Genomic DNA, 19,397 nt, shown 5'->3' on the forward strand with positions numbered 1-19,397 from the left:
CGACGGCTGGCGGATCGGCGGCACGTCGGTCCGGCCCGAACTCAACCGGGAGTATGGCGATCTCGACTCACCGGACTGGTACATGCTCAGCCGGTGACGGTCCCCCGACCCCGCCAGACCCGGGGCCGGGATCGGGGCGAGGTCCGACGGTCAGCTTCCGGCGGCGTACGTCACGAAGTGCCCCCATGCGTCGGGGGTTACGGCGAACCGGGGGCCCTGCGCGTTCTTCGAGTCGCGGACGTGGACCGTGCTGGGGGTGGTGGCGACCTCGACGCAGTCGTTGCCGCTGCTGCTGTCGCTGTAGCTGCTCTTGAGCCACTTCAGCGCGGTGCCTTCCCCCACTGAGGTCTTTCGGATCATGTCTCTCCCAGCACTTGCTCGATGAAGGCCAGCGACTCCCCTGGCGCGAGAGCCTGGGCCCGGATCATCCCATATCGCAGTTCGAGGATCCGAAGCTGTTTCGGGTCGGAGACCGGGCGACCGTTGAACGCGCCTTCTGAGCGTCCCACGGCTGTGCCGTCCCCGAACTTCAGCACCTCGATCCCGCCATCCAGCCCAGGGTGGGTCTCACAGTTGAGGGGCATTACTTGCAGTGAGACGTTGCGCAACCGACCCACCTCCAAGAGACGTTCGAGCTGGCGGCGCCATTCCATTCTGCCCCCGATGGGGCGTCGCAGCGCCGCCTCTTCCTGAACGAAGCTGAGCGCCGGCGCGGGTGAGCGGTCGAAGATCGAGCGGCGGGCGATGCGTGCTGCCACACCTCGCTCCACCTCGTTCCGGGAGTACGCGGGCTGCCGCGTCTCCAACAACACCCGGGCGTGCCCTTCCGTTTGCAGCAGGCCGTGAATGCCGTGGTTGGCGTACACAGCGACCTCGACCGCCTTCGCCTCCATCCGCGCCAGATCCCGAATCTTCTTCGGGTACCGGACCTCCGCCACATCCTTCTTCATGGCGGCGATGAGCCCACCCGCCCCCAGCACCTCGTCCGCTCTGTCCAGATACTCCTGGCGCGGAATCCGTTTCCCGGCCTCGACCTTGTAGACCTGGTCCTCCCCGTACCCGATCGCCACACCGAAATCGGCCGCCCGCATGCCGACCGCCTCACGCCGCAGCCTCAGCTGCCGCCCCACCGTGGCGACGACCGCCGCCCCCGACTCGTCGTCGGGGTCGACGTCCCAACCGGGCTCGTCCGCCTCGCCCCCGGGCCGTTCCGTACTGTTCGCATCCACCCGCATACGCGCCACCTCCGACGTGCCGTCACACCTCGACGCCCTCTACCCGCACGCCCCCTCCGGACAGCCCGGACAGCTCCGGACAACCGCCGGATAGTCACCGTACGCATCCAGTCGATCACTGGTCAGCTTATGCGTGCCCGGCCACGCTGAGTGACGTGAAACAAGAAATCACCCTCCCTCAACCCCCCGCCTCCAGCCGCACGTTCACCGTGTTGCTCTCGCCCACCCGCCGGGGAGCCAGGCTGGCCCGGCTGCTCACCGCCGGGTATCTGGGCGAGTGGGGGATCCCTTTGGAGTCGGCCGTGCAGATCGTCGCCGAACTGGCCGCCAATGCCATGGTGCACGGCCGCGTACCGGGCAGGGACTTCCGGCTCGACCTCACGATCCACGACGGCGGTGCGCTCCTGCGGATCGAGGTGAGCGACGCCCGTGGCGAGTGCCTTCCGCCCGGTCCGGGCGGCACGGCCGTTCCGGATGACGACTGCGAGTCCGGGCGCGGCCTGTTGATCGTCGAGGCGCTCGCCGACCGTTGGGGCGTCAGCCCCGGTCCCGTCCCCCGCAAGACCGTCTGGGCCGAGCTCGACCTCGTACCGTGACCCGCCGCCACCGGATCGCAGATTTCCACGATCCGGTGGTCCGCGACGCGGCGCCGTGGGACATCAAAAGCCTTGAATACCTTGGGCAATGAACCTTTCCGAACCCACCCCACCTGCCGTCACCCACACGGGTGAGATCGTCCAACTGGGCTGGATTTCAGGCTGGTTGGCTGGCATATGCTCACCGCGACAAACAACCCCAGACATGCGACGGCCCCCGGCCGGGACTGGCATCCCGATCGAGGGCCTGACCAACGAGGAAGAGAACGCTTCCCGATGGATACCCAGCAGATTAGCGCGCCCTCGCGCGCTTCGTCCGGTGTCGTGCACGACAACTCCCGGCACACCAGCCGTTTCACGGTCGTGGGCAACCACCTCACCCAGCACCGCGAGCTCTCCCTTACCGCGATCGGGCTCGCCGCGCACATCCAGTCCATGCCCGCCGGGGCGGGGATCGGCATCAAGGATCTCGCCGGCCGCTTCCCGGAGAGCGAGGCCCGGATCGCCGCAGCGTTACGCGAACTCGAAGCCCATGGCTATCTGCGACGCACCCGGACGCGTCTGGCCAACGGTCGGATCGTCACCCGTACGGTCTCCTGCAACCAGCCTTCGGACCAGCGGCGCACGGACTCTCTGCCGGGCCGCGACTGCCCGCAGCGCACGGTCCGCCCGCCTACGCCCGTCCGGCCCTGTAGCGAGCCCGAGGCCGACGACGCGCATCCGGCCAGGTCCAGGACCCGGACCCACACCAAGCCCGCGCCCCGTCGTGAGCCCGCGCCCCTGCTCGTACCGAAGCCGGCCTTCCCCGCCGCGTCCCTCCTCCGGACCGCCACCGACCTGCTTGCCGGACTGCACCACCAGGACCCGCGCCTGCTGCTCTCCGAGCAGGACGTGGACGCCCTGGCCCCGGGGGTCGCCGCATGGCTGGAGCGCGAGGTCGGTCCCGCCGCCGTACAGCACGCCCTGACCACCGATCTCCCGCCCGAGGGGATGCGCCGCCCCGCCGGTCTCCTTGCTCACCGGCTCACCGCCCGGCTTCCGCCACCGCCCCCGTTCCTGCCCCCGGCCACGCTCCCGCCCGGGCCGATCCCGCTGCAGAACTGCGAGGGCTGCGACAGGGCATTCCGCGCGGCGGAGCCAGGAGAGTGCTCCGACTGCCGGACCGAAGACTTCCATCCGACCGCTCAACAACTCTAGGAATCCCACATGGTCAGCTCGTCTCACGAGGCGATGCACCGCATCTTTCAGGAGTACCCGGGCCTGTTCTCCCGCGTCTCCGAGGTGTTGGGGGTCGAAATCGGCCCACCCGCCTCAGCGACCGTCATGCCCACCGATCTCACCGAGAACCGGCCTCTCGAACGCCGTGTCGACACCCTGCTGCGCATCGACATGGAGGACGACCGTTCCTACCTCCTGGCGATCGAGGCCCAGGGCAAGAAGGACCCGGACAAGCCGGCGAGCTGGATGTACTACCTGTCGTACCTCCAGGCGAAGTACAAGCTGCCACCCATGCTGCTGGTCGTCTGTCAGGACCGAGCCACCGCCGAATGGGCCGCACGCCCGTTCCCCGTCGGCCACCCGCAATCGCCCGTGCTCACCCTGCAAGCCCTCGTCGCGGGGCCGCACAACATGCCGGTGATCACGGATGTGGCCGAGGCCCGCAAGGACCTGGCATTAGCCACGCTGGCCGCGATCACACACGCAGGCGATCCGGACATCGGTGCCATACTGAAAACGCTGTCGACCGCTCTGCGCGACGTACCGGAAACCATCGCCGACCCCATCGTCGAACTCACCGCACAGGGCCTGGGCAACCGCCCGGCCGCACAACAGTGGAGGAACCTGGTGGCCGTGGACCTTTCTTTCTACAAGTCGTCCCTCTCGGAAGAGATCCGGGACGAGGGCCGCACAGAGGGCCGCACAGAGGGCCGCGCAGAGGGCACCGCGCGGGGCATCTTGCTCCTTCTTGCTCAGGCCGGCGTCGACGTGCCCGAGGAGGCGCGCGAGCGCGTCATGGGCTGCGCTGACCTTGACATCCTGAGTCGCTGGCTCCTGCGCGCCCCCACCGCCACATCCGTCGAGGACGTCTTCGCCGAGAAGTAGGCAGGTTGCGGCCGGGACCCGCCGATGGCTCACGCCAATGGATGAGTTCCGGCCGCACAACAGTGGAGGAACCTGGTGGCCGTGGACCTTTCTTTCTACAAGTCGTCCCTCTCGGAAGAGATCCGGGACGAGGGCCGCACAGAGGGCCGCGCAGAGGGCATCGCGCGGGGCATCTTGCTCCTTCTTGCTCAGGCCGGCGTCGACGTGCCCGAGGAGGCGCGCGAGCGCGTCATGGGCTGCGCTGACCTTGACATCCTGAGTCGCTGGCTCCTGCGCGCCCCCACCGCCACATCCGTCGAGGACGTCTTCGCAGTGGGGTAGCCGCAGCCGACGAGGAGGAGCGCACCGGCACCTCTCCGGCGGTAGAGCGTAGTGGGAGGACAGGCCGGAGGAGCCTTGCCCGGCACGGGACCCCTGTGCTGCCTCAGGTGCCTGGTCCTCAGCCGGGGCGCTTGGCCATGACCACCAGGCCCGGCCCGCTGTACTCCTCCGGGGGAAGCCGAAGTTCGGCGACCGGGTGCAGGCCGGCCTGCTCGATCAGGGCCACGAGTTGTTCCGGCTGCCATTTGTGTGTCGTCCAACGAACGGGTACTCCTCCGTAGGCCTCGGTGCGCACAGCGTCTTCGTCGCCGACGTGTGTTGCGGTGATGAAGTGTCCGCCCGGCTTCAGAGCGCGCGCGAACTGGGCGAGAACCTGAGGAAGGACGTCACGGGGGAGGTTGAACAGTGACCACCACCCGAGCACGCCGCCAAGGGACGCTTCACCGAGGTCGAGGTCGGTGGCAGAGGCGACGCTGAAGCGGCATTGCGGATGAAGACGGCGCGCGTTCTCGATCATGCGAGGGGAGAGATCGACCCCGGACACGTCGAGTCCGCGTTCGGCAAGGTAGGCGGTCACCGTTCCGGGTCCGCAGCCGACGTCGAGGACAGGCCCGAGCTCGCTCACGGTGTCAGCGAAGGCGTCGATTGATGCCTTGAGCCATGGATGGCTACGGATGTCGCCGATTCCCGTCGTCACCACCATGTGTGCGTAGTTGTCGGCCACGCGGTCATAGGACTCACGGACCACGTCGAGATCGGCTGGGCGGTCGATATGGTGGGCGCGCATCACCCAACGATAGTTTGCGACGGCTGAGTTGAGGTACAGGAAGTAGCGCCGAGATCGATCTCGGTCGCTGAGCCGGCTGTTCCTGTGGCCGGCGGTACAGCCGGGGTCCTCGGCGATGCCGTGGCCCTGTCGGCGGTGACCGGCAACAACTGGGCCCCGCGCGCACATCACCCTGGGAAAGATCCGTTATCGGGCGTTGCGTATCCCGAGAATGTATGTCGCAGTAAGCGCAACGGCACGGTCTTCGTCATGTGACAGATCTGCGAGGGCACGTGACGCTGTGACCCCCGGGATATCCGCGAGCGCCTGTGCCAGCCGTCGACGTACGGACGATTCAACGGTGCCGTGGGCGAGGCCATCGACGAGCCCGGTAGCGATCTGCTCCGCCAACGCGGGACGACTCGCCAGCGCGCTCAGCGCATCGGCTGCATCGACGTCGTTCGTCTCCTCGACGACCATATCGATGAGCGTCGGGATCGCGTCGGCTGCTCCACGTGCCCCGAGCGCCAGAGCTGCATACCTGCGGACCACGATGTCGGGGTTCGTGAGGGCGTCCTGCAGCAGTGCGGTCGCCTCACCGTTCGGAATCTCGGCGATGGACTGGACGGCACGTTTCCGCACCTCGGCCACTGGTGAGCCGAGGCCCTCCGCCAGCAGTGCCAATGCGCCATCGCCCGATTGCGCCAGAGCCCATCGAAGGGCTCCGGCGACGTTCGGGTCCGTCTCGCTCAGCGCTGCCTCGACCAGTGCTTCCACCGGCACCGGAGCCTCTTCGATCGAGGACAAGGCCGCGCGCTGGCGCGTCCCAGCGCTCTTCGACCCCAACGCCTGGAGGAGTGCGACGATCTGGAGGACGTCCTCCCAGCCGGCGGGTTCCGCGGCACCGATCCGACAGAGTCGCGTGAGCAGCTCCGTCTCACCCGCAATGCGTTCTCGCGTCCGGCGGATGAGGTCGTCGACGAGCTCTGAGGGCGTGAAGCCCTGATCATCGAGCGCGCGCCTGACGTCACGCAGCGACAGCCCCAATGACCGCAGGCTCTCGATATGGAAGATCCGTCGGATGTCCTCGCTGGAGTACTCCCGATAGCCGGCGTCGGTACGACCCGTTGGCCGCACCAGGCCGAGCGAGTCGTAATGCCTGAGCATGCGGGCGCTGACCCCGGACCGTCGTGCGACATCACCGATCAACACTGCCCATCACCCCTCCTGGCCCGCCCCGCCGAGGGCTACGGTGCGCTTCGCCTCCTCGATCGCGAACTCGAATCCGGCATCCGGGTCGCGCAACAGCCTTTCCGTGGCGAACGCGTGCGCGCGCACGCGAGGGTCGAGATCCGTCATCGCAGCGCGCAGAGTTGGCAGAATCACCTCACCGAGAGCGATCAGTGCCCGGCTGAGGCTCAGCTGCGTCTCACGTTCGCCGCGTCCGAGCTGTGTCGACAACACCGCCGCCAACTCGGGGTCTTCACCTTCGGGCACGAGCACGACCGCTGCCCGCCAAGCGCTCCGCGCCACCTCATCGTCGGCGTCGGACAGAAGCGCCCGTGTGATCGCCGGCCACGCTTGCCGATCCCCGATCTTGGACAGCGTGTGCAACGCCTGGCTCCGTGCCTGCGCACGCTCCGAGCGGACTTCATCGAGAAGCTCCGGGACCGTCATTGATGCTGAGTGGCGGGTGAGTGCCCATGTAAGCATTTCGCGCACATAGAACTCGGGTTCGATCGCGCATCGTTCGATGAGCTTGCCGATGAACCGCGGGTCCGGGGTCGTGCCGACCGCCAGCGCTGCCCGCAGCCGCACTGACGAGCGGCTGTCCTCCAGCCCCTGGAGAGCTCGCATCGTTTCCGTGTCCTGTTTCGGCAGGGCCATCGGGACCACCTCCTTGACACAGTGAAGACCTTGTCACTGTGTCAAGGTCAAGCGGGGCCGCGCCGCTTGATCAGCAGGCACCCTCTGCCCACCGAGTTCGGTGCGTGTCAGGTCGGATGAGACGTGCGTGACGATATGAGGCACTTTCATGTGTGCGCCTGGATCACGCAACGTCGCGAATCACGAGTCGTGACACAGGCGCTCAGCTTGTGTGGGCGGAGTTGATCAGCCAGGTCCAGTGGTCGGCTGCCTGTGGGGTGCGGAGTTTCGAGCGGGCCCAGCCCAGTGTCTGCTTGATCATTCTGAAGGTGCGTTCGAGGTCGGAGGGACGCCAGAGGGCTTCCGGGGCTGCTCACACCCCCCGGTACTTCGGCGTACGCCGTTCAACGAAGCTCGCCACGCCCTCGTTGGCGTCCTGCGTCGTCATGTTGATCTCCTGGGCCATTGCTTCCGCCGCGAAAGCCGTCGCGCGGTCGGAGTCCAGGGAGGCGTTCACCAGTTGTTTGGTGAGGACGATCGCGCGGGTCGGGCCGTCGGCCAGGCGCTGGGCCCACGCGCGGGCCGTCGCCGTCAGTTCCTCGTCCGGGACCACCCGGTTGACCAGACCCAGACGCTCCGCCTCCCTCGCCGCGAGCGAGTCGCCGAAGAACATCAGCTCCTTGGCGCGCTGCGGGCCGATCAGGCGCGGCAGCAGATACGCGCCGCCGCCGTCGGGCACGAGGCCGCGGCGTACGAACACCTCGATGAACCTCGCCGAGTCGGCGGCCAGCACCAGATCACAGGCGAAGGCGAGGTGTGCGCCGATACCGGCCGCCGTGCCGTTGACGGCCGCGATCACCGGCTTCTCGCAATCCAGGACCGCGGCGATCAGGCGCTGCGCGCCGAGCCGGATCGTACGGGCGACATCGCCCGGCACCCGGTCGCCCGTCGCCGGCGCGCCCCGCAGGTCGGCGCCCGCGCAGAAACCACGGCCGGTGGCCGTGAGGACGACGGCCCGGACCGCCGGGTCGGCGGAGGCCTCGGCGAGCAGGGCGATGACGCGCTCCCGCTGGTCCCAGGTGACGGCGTTCATCGCTTCGGGACGGTTGAGCGTGATCCAGGAGACGCCGTTGTCAGTGGCGTGGAGTACCAATGAGTCAAGCGGGTCGGTGGACTCGGTGGTGTCTTCGGGGGAGGACGGCATGAGGCAGCTCCTGGGTAGGTGGGCCGGCCGGTGGCGCGGCCGTCGAGGCGGTCGGCGGGGTGACCGGTCAGCGGCAGACGGCGAGCGCGTCCAGCGCCACCGCACCCTGCCCGCGCCCCAGCACCATCAGCGGGTTGATGTCCAGTTCGGCGAGGTCGTCGCCCAGCTCCAGGGCCATTCGCTGCACCCGCAGCACGACCTCGACGAGCGCGTCCACATCCACCGGCGGACCGCCGCGTACGCCCTCCAGCAGGGCCCGGCCGCGCAGTTCGCCCAGCATCGACCGCGCCTGATCCTCACCGAAGGGCGGCACGCGCACCGCCGCGTCGTGCAGCACCTCGACCAGTACACCCCCGAGTCCGACCGTCACCGTCGGTCCGAACAGCGCGTCCTGCGTGACACCCACCATCATCTCGACACCCCGCTCGACCATCTGGCAGACCAGGATGCCGTCCAGCTCGACGCCCTCGTACCGTGCGATGTCGGTCAGTTCGCGGTACGCGTCGCGCACCTGGCTGGCGGAGGTGAGCCCGACCTTGACCAGGCCCAGCTCGGTCTTGTGGGCGAGCCGGGCGCCCGACGCCTTCATGACGACCGGGTAGCCGACCAGCCCCGCGGCCCGGACGGACGCCGCGGCGCTCGTCACCAGCTGCTCGCGCGGAACGCGGATTCCGTACGCCCGCAGCAGCTGCTTCGCCGCGTGCTCACTCATCTGGTGGCCCGGGCGCATCAGTGCCTGCGCCTTGCGGAACGAGGGCGACGGCGTGCGGGGCGCCTCGTCGAAGGGGGAGCGGTAGGAGGCGGCGAACCGGTGGTGGTCCAGATAGGCCTTCACGGCGGTGATGCAGTTGCCGAAGGTACGGAAGGTGGCGACGCGGGACGAGCCGAGCAGCGTCGTACGGTACGCGTCCTCCGTACCGACGGGCGATCCCCACACCACGCACACCAGCTTGTCCGTGGCCTCCGCCGCGTCCACCAGGTCCTGCGCGAGCCTGTCGCTCATCGGGGGGAAGGGGCCGGTGATCGGACAGATCAGCACCCCGACGGCGGGGTCGGCGAGGATCGCGTCGATGATCTTCCGTCCGCGCCAGTCGCCGACCGGATGGCCGCCGTTGTCGACCGGGTTCGCCACGTTCAGATATCCGGGGATCCACTCGTGCAGCTCGCGCTGCTTCTCCTCGGACAGGGTGGGGATCTTCAGCCCCGCGCCGGTCGCCAGGTCCGAGAAGTGCGCGCCCGTGCCGCCCGAGATCGAATACACGACGACCCCGTCGGCCTGCGGCTTCCGCGCCCGGGCCAGCAGGGCCGCGGTGTCCTGGAGTTCGTCGAGCCCGTCCACCCGGATCACGCCGAACTGTCGCATCGCTGCGTCCACCACCTGGTCGGCGCCGGTCAGCTTGCCGGTGTGCGAGGCGGCCATCCTGGCCCCCGTCTCCGTGCGCCCCACCTTGACCGCGACCACCGGAACGCCGGCCCGCGCCGCCCGGTCCGCGGCCAGCAGAAAGGAGCGCCCGTCCTTCAGCCCCTCCACGTAGCAGGCGATGGCCCCGACCTCCGGGCGCTGTGAGAAGTACGAGATGAAGTCGGCGGTCTCCAGATCCGCCTCGTTGCCCGTGGGCGCCCAGTGCGAGAGCCGCACGCCGAGCTCCTGAAGGGTGTAGACGGGGCGCCCCTGGTGACCGGACTGAGTGATCAGCGCGATGGCCGGCCCGTCCAGATCGTCCCGGAACTCCTCGAAGGCGTTGAGGTTGGTGTTCGGCCCGAGCAGCCGCAGCCCGGACCGCTCCACCGCCGCGGCCAACCGCGCCTGGGCGGCGGCGCCCTCCTCACCGGTCTCGGCGAACCCGGAGGCGAAGGCCACGGCGAACTTCACCTTGGACTGCGCGAGCTCCTCGATCACCGGGAGCGGATCACCGACCAGCAGCACGGCCAGATCGACCTGCTCCGGCAGGTCCGCGACGGAAGGAGAACAGGCCCGCCCGAACACGGACTCCCGGCTGGGATGCACGGGATACAGCCGCGCCCCGACCCGCTCGGCCCAGCCGATCAGCTGTCGGGTGATCCCGGTATTGGGCCGCCCCTCGGTGTCGGACGCGCCGATGACGGCGACGGACTCGGGCCGGAAGAACCGGTCCAGATCCGGCACGGGCGCGTGCAGCGGGCGGCCGCTGACATCGAGATCGCCCTCCGCGGCGGCGGCCGTCATGCTGTGGACGATGGCATGCGGCTCTTCGCCGCAGGCCACCACCCTGGCGCGGAAGTCGGTGGTGAGGGTGCCGTGAGTCGATCCAAGCATCGTTCCGCCCACTCCTGCTCGAGGTCCGTCGGGTGATCGTGACCGGCCAGCCGAAAGCTGACGCTCTGTCAGGTTACTGAACTGACGGCCCGTCAGGAATGGGTGTGCAGGCAAAGGCTGATCCGGACGCATGGACATCCACTCCGGATTCCGGGACATGGCCCGCATGCGGGGCGCCGGGACAGGCTTCTCGTATGACACAGGAAGCACAGAACACTCGTACAGACCGGCCCGTACTCGTCATCGGAGGTACCGGAAAGACCGGACGCAGGGTCGTGGACCGGCTGCGGGAACAAGGGGTGGAGACGCGGGTGGCGTCGCGGTCCGGGGAGACACCGTTCGACTGGGACGACCGGGGGACCTGGGAGGCGGCGCTGGAGGGGGTCGCGGCGGCGTACATCGTTCCGCTGGACCTCGCTCCCTCCCGGACCCCCGCGCTGGTGGAGCAGGCCGTGGCGGGCGGGGTCGGGAGGCTGGTGCTGCTGTCCGCCCGGGGCGCCGACGTGCCGGGGTACTTCGGGGATTCCTACGACGGGACCGGGCCGCACCTGGAGGGGGAGATCGCGGTGCGGGCCTCGGGGGTGCCGTGGACGATCCTGCGGCCCGGCTGGTTCGCGCAGAACTTCAGCGAGGGAGTCTTCCGCGACGGGGTGATCGGCGGTGAGCTGGCGCTGCCCGCCGGGGACGGGGCCGCCGCGTTCGTCGACGCGGACGACATCGCGGACGTCGCCGTCGCCGCGCTCACCCGGCCCGGCCACGAGGGCCAGGTGTACGAGCTGTCCGGGCCGCGGGCGCTCACCGTCGACGACGCGCTGGCCGAGATCGCGAAGGCCACCGGGCAGCGGGCCGGGTACGTCCCGGTCCCCGAGCAGGAGTTCGTGGCGGGACTGGTCGCCCAGGGGATGTCCCCCGAGGAAGCGGCGCTGTGGACGGACGCGATGAAGCCGATCCGTACGAGCCAGGAGGCTCCGGTCGTCGACGGAGTGCAGCGTGCGCTGGGGCGCGCGCCGCGGGACTTCGGCACGTTCGTGCGCAAGGCGGCCGACGCGGGAGCCTGGACCGGCTGAGCCCGGGGCCCGGGGCCCGGGGATCCGGGGATCCGGGGATCCGGGCCCCGGCGATCCGGGGAGGGGAAAGGGGCGGGGCGTCAGCCTGCCGGGGCCTCCCGGTCCAGTTCGCCCCGTACCGCCGGCTCGCGGCGGTACGCGCTCGGGCTGACGCCCCGGACCCGCTTGAACGCCGCGCTGAAGCCGAACGCGTCGGCGTACCCCACCCGGCGGGCCACCGCCGCCACCGTCAGTTCCTGGCGGCTCAGCAGATCGGTGGCGAGCGTCATGCGCCATTCGGTCAGATACGCCACCGGGCCCTCCCCGACCAGTTCGGTGAACCGTTTGGCGAACGTGGTGCGCGAGACCCCGGCCCGTGCCGCCAGCTCGGCCGTCGTCCACGGATGCGCCGGCTCCTCGTGCATGGCACGCAGCGCCGGGCCTGCCACCTCGTCGCCGAGCGCGCGGTACCACATGGGCGGGGCCGCCTCCGGACGGTCGAACCAGTCGCGCAGGGTGCACACCAGCAGCCAGTCCAGCAGCCGGTCCAGCACGATCTGCCGGCCCGGCCGCACCCTGCCGATCTGCGCCTCCAGATAGTCGCGCAGCGGTGAACAGTCCTCTTCGTCCGGTACGACGAGCACCGGAGGAAGGACCCGGAGCAGCCGCCGCGGAACCTCGGCGTGCACGTCGAAGGCGGCGGCCAGCAGCACGGTGGGGCCGGTGAGTTCGTCCGGCGGTGCCGGGTCGTTACCCGGTCCCGCGTCCCAGCGCACCTCTCGTACGGACGCACCCGGGCCCGGGCCCGGGCCCGTACCCGTGGCCGGGTCGTCGGTGAAGACGAACGGGGCCGGCCCCCGTACGATCGCCGCCTCGCCGACCCGCACCCGGCGCGCCGTACCGTCGCCGCCCCGGCCCCCATCCCCGTTCCCGTCCTCCGGGATGATCCAGCCCTCGCCGCGCAGCGGCACGCACAGGGTCAGATACGCGCCGTCCGTGAACCTCAGCGACCACGGCGGCCACAGCACCGAGCGGCCGAAGAGCGCCCCCTTCCCCCGCACACCACGCAACAACTCGTCGAACACGTCCATGCGCCAACGGTACGTACACGGGGCGGCGGACCGGCCGGACAACGTCGCCGTACAACCTCCTGGTGATCTTGAATGTCCAACCGACAGGCCGAATTTCCGGCCGTCGCTCACCATCGTCGGTCCATCCCTGGGGGAATTCATGAGACCTGTATCCGTCCGGCGCACCGCGCGCCTCGGCGCCAGCATCGCCGTGGCCGCCGGGCTGCTGACCGCCGGACTCGCGGCTTCGGCGTCCGCGTCCGCCGAGGAGCAGTCCGACCAGCTCTGGATCCAGGCGCCCTCCGAGCAGAACCTGCTGCTCGGAGGCAGCGGCGGCGGTGCACCGCAGAGCCGGTCGCTGGACATCGGGCTCTATCACGACAACGACAACTTCACCGTCACCGACGGCCGGCTCTCGGTCGACATCTCCGGTGTCGCCGGAGTGGCCGATGTGACCTGGCCCGACAACTGCGCACCGAGCGGAACCACGGCCGTGTGCAGCGTTCCCGTGGTGCCCACCACCGGCGACGACTACACCCCGCAGGTCAACCTCACGATCCGTGCCGCGGACGGTGCGACGGCCGGGGCACAGGGGCGTATCACCTACGCGGCCGTGGCCACCGGCGGCCCCTCGGGCACCCTGGAGGCCCCGCTCGACTCGTTCGACACCACGGTCACGGTCGCCTCGGGGCCGGACCTGTCCCTCGCGGAGATCGCTCCCGTGAAGGGCGCCCGGCCGGGCAGCGTGCACACCGTTGCGTTCGCGGTGACGAACAAGGGCGGTGAGCGGTCCGAGGGCTTCACGGCCACGCTCGACGCGTCGTACGGGCTCGACTTCGTCAACGAGTACCCCGAGTGCACGTACGGGACGACCGGTGGCGACGACTACGCCCCGATGACCCACGCCACCTGCACCTTCGACCGGGTGCTCGAACCGGGTGACACCTATACGCTGCCCGAGCCGATGCGGCTGGCCCTCGCTCCGCACGCGCTCGCCGAGCGCCTGGACATCAGCGTCGAGCCCGGCAACGGCGCCACCGACCTGGCGGACGAGGACAACTACACCATCGCCACCTTCAAGGCGGTGAACACGGCGGACTTCGAGGCCACGGGCGCCCGCGTCGCCGGTGGTGCCGGTGAGACCGTCACCGCCGAACTCGGCTTCCGCAACAACGGACCGGCCTGGCTCGGCAACCTCGGCTCCGGCGACCCCGTCGCGGACGTCGACTTCACCGTCCCCGACGGCGTAACCGTCACCTCCGCCCCTGCCGACTGCGAGCCGCGGACCCTGAGCGGCGGCTACCACCCGCAGCGGACGGGCGCCCCGCGGTACGTCTGCTCCCTGCCGTACTGGGCGCTGCCGGACACGGCGCGTTCCTTCCCGTTCCAGCTGCGCGTCGACCGGGTCGTCGCCGACGCCACCGGCCGGGTCGTACTCACCTCCGGTGGCCCCGGGGGCACGTTCCCGTTCGACCCGAAGCCCGAGAACAACACGGCGAAGGTCGTGGTGAACGCCACGCCCGAGGCGTGACAGACGCTTCACGAACAGGGCGGGGCGCGGCCGGTTTCTCCCGGCCGCGCCCCGCGCGCGCGTGGGGGCCCGGCGGTCAGCCGGTACACGCCAGCTTTTTGGCGATCTTCTGTGCGTCCAGGGCCAGTTCGCGCAGCATGCCGCTGATCGGGTTGGTGAACCCGGTGAAGTACAGGCCGGGTGCCTGCTTGGGCGTGCGGCCGCCGTGCACCACCGGGCGGCCCCGGGCGTCCAGTACGTCGAGGTGGCCGACCAGTTCCTCCAGGGCCCGCCGGTAGCCGGTTGCGGCGATCACCGCGTCCGGGGTGATCCGGTCCCCGTCGGCCAGCACCACCACGTCCTTGTCGAACGACTCGACGGCCGCCACCGGCACCACCCGGCCGCTCTTCACCGCGTCGATCAGCCCCACGTCCTGCACCGGAATGGCCCCGTCCTTGACCCGTGAGTACAGGCCGGTGTCCGGACGCGGGAGCCCCTGCCCGGCGAGGTCGGGCACGGCGATCCTGGCCATCAGGCCCCCGGCTGCGTCGACGAGCCGGACCGGCAGCCTGCGGACCAGGATGCCGGTCGCCTGCGCGGGCCAGCCCGCCGTCGAGCGGCGCACGATGTGCGGCACGGTGCGCACGGCGATCCGAACTCGGGACGCCCCGCCCTCCACCAGGTCGGCGGCGATCTCGGCGCCCGTGTTGCCGATGCCGACGACAAGGACGTCCCTGCCCGCGTACGGGGCGGGATTGCGGTAGCCGCAGGCGTGCACCAGGTCGCCGGTGAAGGTGTCGCGGCCGGACCAGTCGGGGATGCGCGGGGTGTGGTTGTAGCCGGTGGCGACGATGACGGCCCGGCCGGTCAGTATCCGGCCGCCGGTCGCGCTCAGCTGCCAGCCGGTTCCGTCGGGGGCCCGGTCGATCCGGGACACCTCGACGCCTGTCACCACTTCCAGCCGGTGGTGCTCGACGTACTTCTCCAGATAGCGCACCACATCGTCCCTGGCCACCCACCGTCCGAACCGGCGTGGCATCGCGAGTCCCGGCAGCGCGGACCAGCGCCGGGTCGTGTGGAGGTGCAGCCGGTCGTAGTGATGGCGCCAGGACGCGCCCACGTTCTCGGACTTCTCCAGCACCACCGCCCTCAACCCCTGCTCGCGCAGGGCCGCCGCGGCGGCGAGACCGCCCGGACCGCCACCGATGACGTACACGGGCCGGCCCTCGGTGAGGTCGATACGGGCCCGGGTGGGGCTACCGGCGGTAAATGCGCTGTCGGGCATGGTTCGGAGCGTATCCGCGCACATACTTGATGGGTCTCGGACAAGACCGGAATCGATTGCGAATCGATCACGGGGTGTGGCTCTTGCATGCCTCCTGCGCGCCCCGTGCATGCCCCTTGCGCAAGCCGCCGCCATCAGGTGAACTGACGTACCGTCAGATCCAGTGAGCGGGAGGCCCCATGCAGACGATGTGGCTCGGTGGCGCCGAGTGGCTCGCCGTCCTCCGGATAGGCCTCGGCCTGTGGTGGCTGGAGAGCTGGCGGCACAAGGACAAGAAGGGCTGGTTCGAGCGCGGTACGGGCATCGCCTGGGCCGCGGACGTGGCGGGCAAGCACCGGTGGACGGCCGTGCGCACCGGATTCCAGCGGATCGTCGCCCCGCGCCCCAAGGCCATGGCCTACCTCGTCGTGTACGCCGAACTCGCCCTGGGCCTCGGCCTGATCGCCGGATTCCTCACCCCTGTCGCGCTCGTCGCCGGACTCCTCCTCAACCTCCTCTACCTCGTGCTGATGATCCACGACTGGGCCGAGCAGGGGCAGAACGCGATGATGGCGCTCATCTCGCTCGTCGCGCTGTTCGCGATGTCCTGGCAGACCTGGTCCCTCGACGACGCGATCGGACTCTTCCTGTGACCACGGCCGCCGTACGTTTCGACCTCCCCGAGCCCGACGCCTTCACCCGCCCCTACTGGGACGCCGCCGCCCAGGGGCAGTTGCTGCTGCGCCGCTGCCGCGCCTGCGGGCGCGCCCACCACTACCCCCGCGAGTTCTGCCCGCACTGCTGGAGCGAGGACGTCACCTGGGAACGGGCGAGCGGAGACGCCACGCTCTACACCTGGTCCGTCGTCCACCGCAACGACCTGCCGCCGTTCGGTGCCCGCGTCCCGTACGTCGCGGCCGTGGTCGACCTGGCCGAGGGGCCGCGGATGATGACGGAGATCGTGGGGTGCGAGGAGTCCGCTCTCGCCATCGGCATGGCGTTGCGGGTGGCCTTCCGGCGGGAGGAGGGGGAGGAGGCCGTTGCGGTCTTCCACCCCGGAGACTGCTGAGGTCCACGCAGGGAGTGCACGTGCCTGTGCCTCGGCGCGGCTCAGTGCAGCTCGGCGCGGATCAGGGCTCGATGCTGCGCAGCTTGCGGCGTTCGCGGAAGTTCGGGTGGCGGACGACCACACCGCCCATGCCGCAGGAGCCCGTCAGTCGGAGGAGCGGGGCGCCGGACTTCCTCTCGTCCGTGGTTCTGGCCTTCAGGCCGCCGAGTCCGTGGTCCAGGCTGTCGGTGTGTACGGTCCAGCCCTCCGGGATCACGATCTTCACCCCGCCCATCTCTCCGCGCACTTCCAGTTCGATCTCGCGCAGCCGGCACTCGGCGCGGGTGAAGTCGATCCTGACGCCGCCGACGCCGCCCTGGGCGCGTATCACCGGGGGCACCTTCCAGACGCCCGAGCGCGTCATCCCGTGCATGCCGCCCTTGAGGACCAGCGGCTCGCCCGTGGCCACCTCGATGGGGACCAGGTCCTCGGTGAGGGGCGCGAGTTCGGCGTAGGTCTTGGCGGACAGCGCCTGCCCGAGCCGGGTGTCCAGCTCGTCCATGTCGATGCGGCCCTCGGCCGCCGCCTCCCGCAACTGCTCGACCACCGCCTCGCGATCGGCATCCGAAGCGCGCATACGGTCGGCGGAACGAGAGGGTTCAGCAGTCATGGAAGCGATGATACGGGCGGGTGCGGCGCCGGGTCCCCTGTCATCGGCCGCCCCGCGTCACAGCCCCGGCGCCCCCCACACCGGGAACCACCGGGCCAGGTCCTTCTCCATCCGGAGGTCGTCCCCGACCACCGCCCGGACCTGCAACTCCAGCTGGTTGTCACGCTTCTCGGCGCCACCCGGCACCGGCGCGAACGGATAGAACGTGCCGCGCTTGTAGAGATAGACCAGGGCCAGCGGACGGTCCCGCGCGTCCCGGAAGCCGATCAGGGAGCAGAGCAGCTGCGGCCCGAAGCCGCCGTCCTGGAGCAGGGTGTTCACCGCGTGCAGGTCGTTGACCAGGGCGGCCGTGTCCTCGGCCGGCTGCCGGGCGAGCAGCCAGGTGTAGCCGTACGTGTCCTGGCTGAACTCCACCGGAATGCCGCCCCGGTCGGTGTCGGCGTCGAGCAGTTCGCGTACGTCCTGCTGGATGCGGGCGAAGGTGCCGCCCTCGACGCCCGCGAAGCAGACCGAGCCGAGGCCGGTGGGGGCGAACCCCGCACCGGCCTGGAGGGTGAGGGCGGCGGAGGGCACGGCGAAGAGCTGGTCGAGGTCGGGGCGGACCGGTTTGGTGCGGCCCAGGATGGTGTCGAGAAGACCCATGAACGTTCCTTACGGGCGGGCGAGGTCGGCGGAGATACGGGCCAGCTGGTCCAGGCGCTGTTCGAGGGTCGGGTGGGAGGAGAGCAGCCGGCTCAGGCTCTCCTTGGAGGAGAACGCGGGAACGAAGTAGAAGGCGTTGTACGGCTCCGCCTTCCGCAGGTCCTCGGTCGGGATGCGGGCCATCTGGCCGCACACCTTCGTGAGGGCGGAGGCGAGCGCCGAGGGGCGGCCGGTGAGCAGGGCGGCGGTGCGGTCGGCGGAGAGCTCGCGGTAGCGCGAGAGCAGCCGGGTGAGCAGGAAGCTCAGGGCGTACACGACGGCGCTGACCAGCGGGATCAGCATGACCGCGATGCCGACGGGGTCATTGGCCCTGCTGCTGCGGGAGAGACCGCCCCACAGGGCGACACGGGTGATGATGCCGGCGAGCACACCGAGGAACGAGGCGATCGTCATGACGGCGACATCGCGGTGCGCGACGTGCGACATCTCGTGCGCGAGTACGCCCTCCAGCTCCTCCGGCTCCAGTCTGCGCAGCAGTCCGGTGGTGGCGCACACAAGGGCGGTCTTCTCGCTCCGGCCGGTGGCGAAGGCGTTCGGCACATCGCTCTGGGCGATCGCCACCCGGGGCTTGGGCATGTCGGCCAGGGCGCAGATCCGGTCGACGGTGCCGTGCAGCTCCGGCGCCTGCTCGGGGGTGACCTCCCGGGCGCCCATGCTGAAGGCCGCGATGCGGTCGCTGAACCAGAACTGGGCGATGAAGAGGCCGCCGGTGAAGATCAGAATGATCGGCCAGGCGCCGCGCAGCACGGCGAGCAGCACACCCACCAGCACCACGTACAGCAGACCGATCAGGAACATGGTGGTCACCATGCGCGTGGTCAGCCCGCGGTCGGGGGCGTAACGGGAACGGGTTCGGCTCATCGGTGCCTCCAGTCCTCACCTGCCTCCCATAGTGCTCCTTTTCGGTTGAATCCGAATAAAGCTGCGGCCCGTGAGTGCCCCACCTCCAGGCCGGGCGGCCGGCGGCCGCTGTCCCTACGGCCAGAGCAGTTCCCGCGTCCAGTGCGCACCGTCCCGGCGGTAGCGCAGCCGTACGTGTCGGCGCCCCGCGTCGCCCTGGAAGAACTCGACCTCCCGGGGCTCAACCACGTACCGCGTCCAGCCGGCGACCTCCGCGTCCGGCTCGGCCGACGCCCGTTCCCAGGCGGCGTCGGCGGTCCGGGCCAGTTCCTCCTGCGATTCCAGCACCTCGCTCTGCGACCCGGTCAGCGCCGCTGCGAGCGCCCCGGCCGAGCGGGCGTGCAGATCGGCCAGGCTCTCCGCCCGGCTCGTCTCGGTGACCGGTCCCCGCACCCGTACCTGCCGCCCCTGCACCGGCCAGTAGAAGCCGAGCGCGGCGTGCGGGTGGGCGGCGAGCTGGCGGCCCTTCGCGCTGGTGCGGTGCGTGGCGAAGTGCCAGCCGCGCTCGTCCGCGTCGTGCAGCATCAGCGTCCGCACATCGGGCCGGCCCTCGGCGTCGACGGTGGCCAGCGACATCGTGTGCGGCTCGGCCTGCCCGGCGGCCACGGCCTCGGCGAACCAGGCGTGGAAGAGGGGGAGCGGGGCGGAGGGCGCGGCGTCCGGGTCGAAGGCGGGAAGGTCCACGTCCCAGACCCGCTGGGCGTGGAGCAGGTCCAGGAAGCTCTGCTGCGCATCGGTCTTCTGTGCGTCGCTCATGGCCCCATTGCAGCGCATGACGCCCTCGCACAGGGCATCGGGCA

Annotated in this window: 21 protein-coding genes; 8 read left to right on the forward strand and 13 right to left on the reverse strand. The window is 70.2% G+C overall.

Annotation, left to right across the window (positions count from 1 at the left end; genetic code table 11):
- Positions 1–150 precede the first annotated feature (150 nt).
- Together IEZ15_RS05970 and IEZ15_RS05975 are read right to left on the reverse strand one after the other, a co-directional pair.
- Positions 151–360 carry a DUF397 domain-containing protein gene (locus IEZ15_RS05970; RefSeq protein WP_189274815.1) on the reverse strand — a complete coding sequence of 70 codons (210 nt, stop codon included), beginning with the start codon at positions 358–360 and terminating at the stop codon, positions 151–153.
- Complete coding sequence (locus tag IEZ15_RS05975) at positions 357–1,235, reverse strand: helix-turn-helix domain-containing protein (protein ID WP_189274818.1); 879 nt, start codon at positions 1,233–1,235, stop codon at positions 357–359. Before IEZ15_RS05975 ends, IEZ15_RS05970 begins: the two co-directional genes overlap by 4 nt.
- A gap of 155 nt (positions 1,236–1,390) precedes the next feature.
- Between IEZ15_RS05975 and IEZ15_RS05980 the strand changes: the two genes are divergently transcribed.
- From IEZ15_RS05980 to IEZ15_RS05995, 4 genes are all read left to right on the forward strand, one after another.
- Positions 1,391–1,831 carry an ATP-binding protein gene (locus IEZ15_RS05980; RefSeq protein ID WP_189274820.1) on the forward strand — a complete coding sequence of 147 codons (441 nt, stop codon included), beginning with the start codon at positions 1,391–1,393 and terminating at the stop codon, positions 1,829–1,831.
- Between the two features lie 276 nt (positions 1,832–2,107).
- Entirely contained in the window at positions 2,108–3,028 is a 921-nt protein-coding gene (locus IEZ15_RS05985; RefSeq protein ID WP_189274823.1) for a helix-turn-helix domain-containing protein, read from the forward strand.
- A gap of 9 nt (positions 3,029–3,037) precedes the next feature.
- Positions 3,038–3,934 (forward strand): RpnC/YadD family protein, encoded by an 897-nt coding sequence (locus IEZ15_RS05990; protein ID WP_189274825.1) that lies wholly within the window; start codon positions 3,038–3,040, stop codon positions 3,932–3,934.
- An 81-nt stretch (positions 3,935–4,015) separates the two neighbouring features.
- A complete protein-coding gene (locus IEZ15_RS05995; protein WP_189274827.1) occupies positions 4,016–4,255 on the forward strand; it encodes a hypothetical protein in 240 nt (79 codons plus the stop codon).
- Between the two features lie 118 nt (positions 4,256–4,373).
- On the opposite strand, the gene IEZ15_RS06000 is transcribed toward IEZ15_RS05995, so the two are convergent.
- From IEZ15_RS06000 to IEZ15_RS06020, 5 genes are all read right to left on the reverse strand, one after another.
- Complete coding sequence (locus IEZ15_RS06000; protein ID WP_189274829.1) at positions 4,374–5,042, reverse strand: class I SAM-dependent methyltransferase; 669 nt, start codon at positions 5,040–5,042, stop codon at positions 4,374–4,376.
- A gap of 186 nt (positions 5,043–5,228) precedes the next feature.
- Positions 5,229–6,233, reverse strand: coding sequence for a HEAT repeat domain-containing protein (locus IEZ15_RS06005; protein WP_189274831.1), 1,005 nt, complete (start codon positions 6,231–6,233; stop codon positions 5,229–5,231).
- A gap of 6 nt (positions 6,234–6,239) precedes the next feature.
- Positions 6,240–6,908, reverse strand: a complete 669-nt coding sequence (locus IEZ15_RS06010) for a HEAT repeat domain-containing protein (protein WP_189274833.1) — start codon at positions 6,906–6,908, stop codon at positions 6,240–6,242.
- Positions 6,909–7,260: 352 nt separating this feature from the next.
- Positions 7,261–8,091 carry an enoyl-CoA hydratase/isomerase family protein gene (locus IEZ15_RS06015; RefSeq protein ID WP_189274835.1) on the reverse strand — a complete coding sequence of 277 codons (831 nt, stop codon included), beginning with the start codon at positions 8,089–8,091 and terminating at the stop codon, positions 7,261–7,263.
- Positions 8,092–8,158: 67 nt separating this feature from the next.
- A complete protein-coding gene (locus IEZ15_RS06020) occupies positions 8,159–10,387 on the reverse strand; it encodes an acetate--CoA ligase family protein (protein WP_114245985.1) in 2,229 nt (742 codons plus the stop codon).
- A 194-nt stretch (positions 10,388–10,581) separates the two neighbouring features.
- Here IEZ15_RS06020 and IEZ15_RS06025 point away from each other — a divergent pair, with 194 nt between their 5' ends.
- Positions 10,582–11,454 carry an NAD(P)H-binding protein gene (locus IEZ15_RS06025; RefSeq protein ID WP_189274837.1) on the forward strand — a complete coding sequence of 291 codons (873 nt, stop codon included), beginning with the start codon at positions 10,582–10,584 and terminating at the stop codon, positions 11,452–11,454.
- Positions 11,455–11,534: 80 nt separating this feature from the next.
- On the opposite strand, the gene IEZ15_RS06030 is transcribed toward IEZ15_RS06025, so the two are convergent.
- Positions 11,535–12,524 carry an AraC family transcriptional regulator gene (locus tag IEZ15_RS06030; protein ID WP_189274839.1) on the reverse strand — a complete coding sequence of 330 codons (990 nt, stop codon included), beginning with the start codon at positions 12,522–12,524 and terminating at the stop codon, positions 11,535–11,537.
- A gap of 139 nt (positions 12,525–12,663) precedes the next feature.
- On the opposite strand from IEZ15_RS06030, the gene IEZ15_RS06035 reads away from it, so the two are divergent.
- On the forward strand, positions 12,664–14,034 hold the full coding sequence (locus IEZ15_RS06035) for a COG1361 family protein (protein WP_189274841.1): 1,371 nt from the start codon (positions 12,664–12,666) through the stop codon (positions 14,032–14,034).
- Between the two features lie 76 nt (positions 14,035–14,110).
- Here IEZ15_RS06035 and IEZ15_RS06040 read toward each other — a convergent pair whose 3' ends face one another.
- The gene (locus IEZ15_RS06040; protein ID WP_189274843.1) at positions 14,111–15,298 is read right to left on the reverse strand and encodes a flavin-containing monooxygenase; all 1,188 of its coding nucleotides are present in this window, start codon (positions 15,296–15,298) and stop codon (positions 14,111–14,113) included.
- 179 nt (positions 15,299–15,477) lie between these two features.
- Between IEZ15_RS06040 and IEZ15_RS06045 the strand changes: the two genes are divergently transcribed.
- Together IEZ15_RS06045 and IEZ15_RS06050 are read left to right on the forward strand one after the other, a co-directional pair.
- The gene (locus IEZ15_RS06045; RefSeq protein WP_114245989.1) at positions 15,478–15,930 is read left to right on the forward strand and encodes a DoxX family protein; all 453 of its coding nucleotides are present in this window, start codon (positions 15,478–15,480) and stop codon (positions 15,928–15,930) included.
- Positions 15,927–16,346, forward strand: coding sequence for a Zn-ribbon domain-containing OB-fold protein (locus tag IEZ15_RS06050; protein WP_114245990.1), 420 nt, complete (start codon positions 15,927–15,929; stop codon positions 16,344–16,346). The genes IEZ15_RS06045 and IEZ15_RS06050 overlap by 4 nt, the downstream gene beginning before the upstream one ends.
- A gap of 61 nt (positions 16,347–16,407) precedes the next feature.
- Here IEZ15_RS06050 and IEZ15_RS06055 read toward each other — a convergent pair whose 3' ends face one another.
- The 4 genes from IEZ15_RS06055 to IEZ15_RS06070 form a co-directional block, all read right to left on the reverse strand.
- The gene (locus IEZ15_RS06055; RefSeq protein WP_189274845.1) at positions 16,408–16,995 is read right to left on the reverse strand and encodes a DUF1707 SHOCT-like domain-containing protein; all 588 of its coding nucleotides are present in this window, start codon (positions 16,993–16,995) and stop codon (positions 16,408–16,410) included.
- Between the two features lie 57 nt (positions 16,996–17,052).
- Positions 17,053–17,637, reverse strand: a complete 585-nt coding sequence (pspAB, locus tag IEZ15_RS06060) for a PspA-associated protein PspAB (protein WP_189274847.1) — start codon at positions 17,635–17,637, stop codon at positions 17,053–17,055.
- Positions 17,638–17,646: 9 nt separating this feature from the next.
- The gene (gene htpX / locus IEZ15_RS06065) at positions 17,647–18,558 is read right to left on the reverse strand and encodes a zinc metalloprotease HtpX (RefSeq protein ID WP_189274850.1); all 912 of its coding nucleotides are present in this window, start codon (positions 18,556–18,558) and stop codon (positions 17,647–17,649) included.
- Positions 18,559–18,672: 114 nt separating this feature from the next.
- Positions 18,673–19,353 carry a pyridoxine/pyridoxamine 5'-phosphate oxidase gene (locus IEZ15_RS06070; protein ID WP_189274852.1) on the reverse strand — a complete coding sequence of 227 codons (681 nt, stop codon included), beginning with the start codon at positions 19,351–19,353 and terminating at the stop codon, positions 18,673–18,675.
- Positions 19,354–19,397 lie beyond the last annotated feature (44 nt).

The organism is Streptomyces atratus (assembly GCF_014648655.1).
Taxonomy (GTDB): domain Bacteria; phylum Actinomycetota; class Actinomycetes; order Streptomycetales; family Streptomycetaceae; genus Streptomyces; species Streptomyces atratus.